The 2,462-nt window shown below is 63.0% G+C and carries 4 protein-coding genes and 1 pseudogene; 3 read left to right on the forward strand and 2 right to left on the reverse strand.

The features are described from left to right. Positions 1 to 229 precede the first annotated feature (229 nt). Positions 230 to 469 carry a hypothetical protein gene (locus tag ACRDUX_RS30020; RefSeq protein ID WP_526419339.1) on the forward strand — a complete coding sequence of 80 codons (240 nt, stop codon included), beginning with the start codon at positions 230 to 232 and terminating at the stop codon, positions 467 to 469. Between the two features lie 676 nt (positions 470 to 1,145). After that, positions 1,146 to 1,742 carry a TetR/AcrR family transcriptional regulator gene (locus tag ACRDUX_RS30025; RefSeq protein WP_526419341.1) on the forward strand — a complete coding sequence of 199 codons (597 nt, stop codon included), beginning with the start codon at positions 1,146 to 1,148 and terminating at the stop codon, positions 1,740 to 1,742. Between the two features lie 38 nt (positions 1,743 to 1,780). Here the strand turns inward: ACRDUX_RS30025 and ACRDUX_RS30030 are convergent, their stop codons facing one another. Then, positions 1,781 to 1,924 carry a hypothetical protein gene (locus ACRDUX_RS30030; protein ID WP_526419343.1) on the reverse strand — a complete coding sequence of 48 codons (144 nt, stop codon included), beginning with the start codon at positions 1,922 to 1,924 and terminating at the stop codon, positions 1,781 to 1,783. Positions 1,925 to 1,928: 4 nt separating this feature from the next. On the opposite strand from ACRDUX_RS30030, the gene ACRDUX_RS30035 reads away from it, so the two are divergent. Continuing rightward, on the forward strand, positions 1,929 to 2,258 hold the full coding sequence (locus ACRDUX_RS30035; protein WP_526419345.1) for a hypothetical protein: 330 nt from the start codon (positions 1,929 to 1,931) through the stop codon (positions 2,256 to 2,258). Positions 2,259 to 2,294: 36 nt separating this feature from the next. Here the strand turns inward: ACRDUX_RS30035 and ACRDUX_RS30040 are convergent. Next, positions 2,295 to 2,462: pseudogene (locus ACRDUX_RS30040) on the reverse strand (1,4-beta-xylanase); the annotation flags it as partial.

Here is a 2,462-nt window from a genome sequence, read left to right on the forward strand (position 1 = left end):
GCAAGACACCCTGAATCCACCACCGGAAAGGGGCGGTTTCCGACGCTCCACGTCGTCGCGTCAGTCCTTATGTGACGCCAGTCCTTATTTGACGTGGCGAATCCGCGGTCAAGAGGTCCGATGGCGAGATAGCCTCGGTTCGATCCACGCAGCGTTAGCTGAACGGGCAGCTCGTGGTCATCGGGCAACTAGTGGGGGTGCCCGGATCCAGCGAGAGGGGCAGTGACCAATGAGACTCAGCCAACTACTGGGCAGCGCCGGCGTCGTTGCCCTGGGCATGGCGTTCGCGTGCGCGGTACCCGCGTACGCCGCGCCCGAGCAGGCCTGTGTGCGACCCGACGGCAGTCCATGCCCGCCCATGGCACCGGGATGCGTGCAGGAGAACGGCCTACCGTGCTCGGGCGCCCTTCCCGACATCAACGCCGCATGTATGCAGAACCCGGTCGTCTGCAGGTGGCTCGTCGGGTGATGTCGGCGTCCCTTCTCGACGCTTATAGATGCTCCGCCGCACACTCCGTCCAACCAGCAAGGGAATCCACAGCTACGCCACGGTGCGGTGCGGTGCGGTCGGGCCGTTTTATTTCCCTGCGCTGCAACGATTTTGACCTGGATCAGTCGGATCATTCCATGAGCTCCCCTGGAGTGCCATCAAACCCCGGTTCGTCGAATCCTTTCGATTCACGAACGTGAGAGTGACGTGCATGCCGACGACGCTGGCGCATGCCAAGAGGGGCTGCGGCCCATGACGAAGCTCGGCCCCGACACCAGGGGGGTAGGTGACGGGGCCGAGTCATGCGGGAGCTTGGGGGGAAGCTCCACGAGTCACTGTAGGCAAGATTCCTGTGAGACGCAGTGAGAGATCTGTTTGAGGCTCGGAGAACGGTACGAACTACCCGCCCAACCTCTGGCAGACCTGGACACGTTCAACCATTCACCACGCTGGAGCCAGATAAGGAATCAGACCGGGGCCGTCCGGCTTCCTCGACCTACTGCCGCTGGACACGTGTCTAGATCATGATTTGGTAGCGCCCCGCCCCAGAGGGCCGGCGGCTCGCTACACCTCGGCATCCCATGCAGTCCATTACCCCAAGAGCATGTTCGTTCCAGACTTGCCAGCACATCCGGCCGATGGATATCTTGGACACGTGTCCAGCGAAGGCTCTACCGACGTGGCAGATCTGGCGGCGCAACGACGCAAGCGATCCCGCGCAGAGGCCTTCGCCAAGTTGCTCGATGCGGCGATGGAGCTACTTCGTGAGTCCGCGTTCGAGGTCATCACGGTCGGCGCGGTGGCCGAGAGGGCGGGAGTCTCCGCGGTGACCGCGGACGAACTGTTCTCCTCGAAGAGCGATCTCATCGTCGAGATCTGCCTCCGCCGAATTCACGACGTTGCCCTGAGTACGGATGCCACTCACGGTTCCATCGCGCGTGTCGCTGCGCAGCTGAGCCAGATGATGCTGGTGGTGGCGGAGGAGCCCGCCGTCGCGACGGCCTGCGCCGCGGTCTTCCTCGACAGCGGACCGACCGCCGAGCGAGCTCACGAGCTGATCGGCCTAGAGATCCATCGACTCATCGCCACGGCCGTGGGGCCAGGGTCGTGGCCAGAGGTCATCACGACGCTAGAGCTGGTTTTCTCTGGGGCCTTGATTCAGGCCGCGGCTGGAGCCATGACCTTTCAACGCGCCGCCGACCGAGTCCAGACCGCAGTCAGCCTCATCCTCGAGGGAGTCCCGCAGTACTGAACGACCTCGAGAACGGGCGGACCGGCGTCCCACTCGGTCTAGAGGTTGCGACGTCTAGCGACTGCGACGGCCAGCGCTGCCGCAACGAAGCACGCCGTGGCGTACTCCAGATTGCCGACCGGGGTGCCGTCGTCGGCTCTCGGCAGCTTCATCGCGCGTGTCGAGAGCATAAGGGCGGACATGGCCGTGACCGAACAACTAGTCGAAGTCGTGGCCTACATCATCGAAACGCTCCCCCACTCGCCGCAACTGGTACTGCTTCTTGCGAACGACCGCTCCAATTCGTTCAGCCGAATGATGCTGGCTCCCAATGAGATAGCTCGTTGCCGCACCATACTCCAACACACTCACATCGACTGGGCAGGCCTCGGTTACGATGACGCGACCATCGACGAGCTCGCGGAGTTCCTGCTGCGCATGATTCAGTCCATGGTCGTCGCACCCCTTGAACCACCCCGATCGAGTACCGAGTTGCGGGCCTACCTGCGTCGGTGGATCGGGCCTGCGCTGACGTAGTCCGGCGCGGACAGCCCGAGGATCACCGATCACCGATCAACGGGCCTGGACGGGTGATCCGCCTCCACCGATCAGGGATTGAACCGTTTGAATCTCGCGGTTCTGAAAGGGCATTCCGTCGGGTTGCAGGAGGTCGCTGAACCACACCTTCGGAGCCGATGGATAGGGATTATCCCAGGAATCCCACGGCAGATAGGTCTGAGT

This window comes from Mycobacterium sp., from assembly GCF_050701675.1.
Taxonomy (GTDB): Bacteria; Actinomycetota; Actinomycetes; order Mycobacteriales; family Mycobacteriaceae; genus Mycobacterium.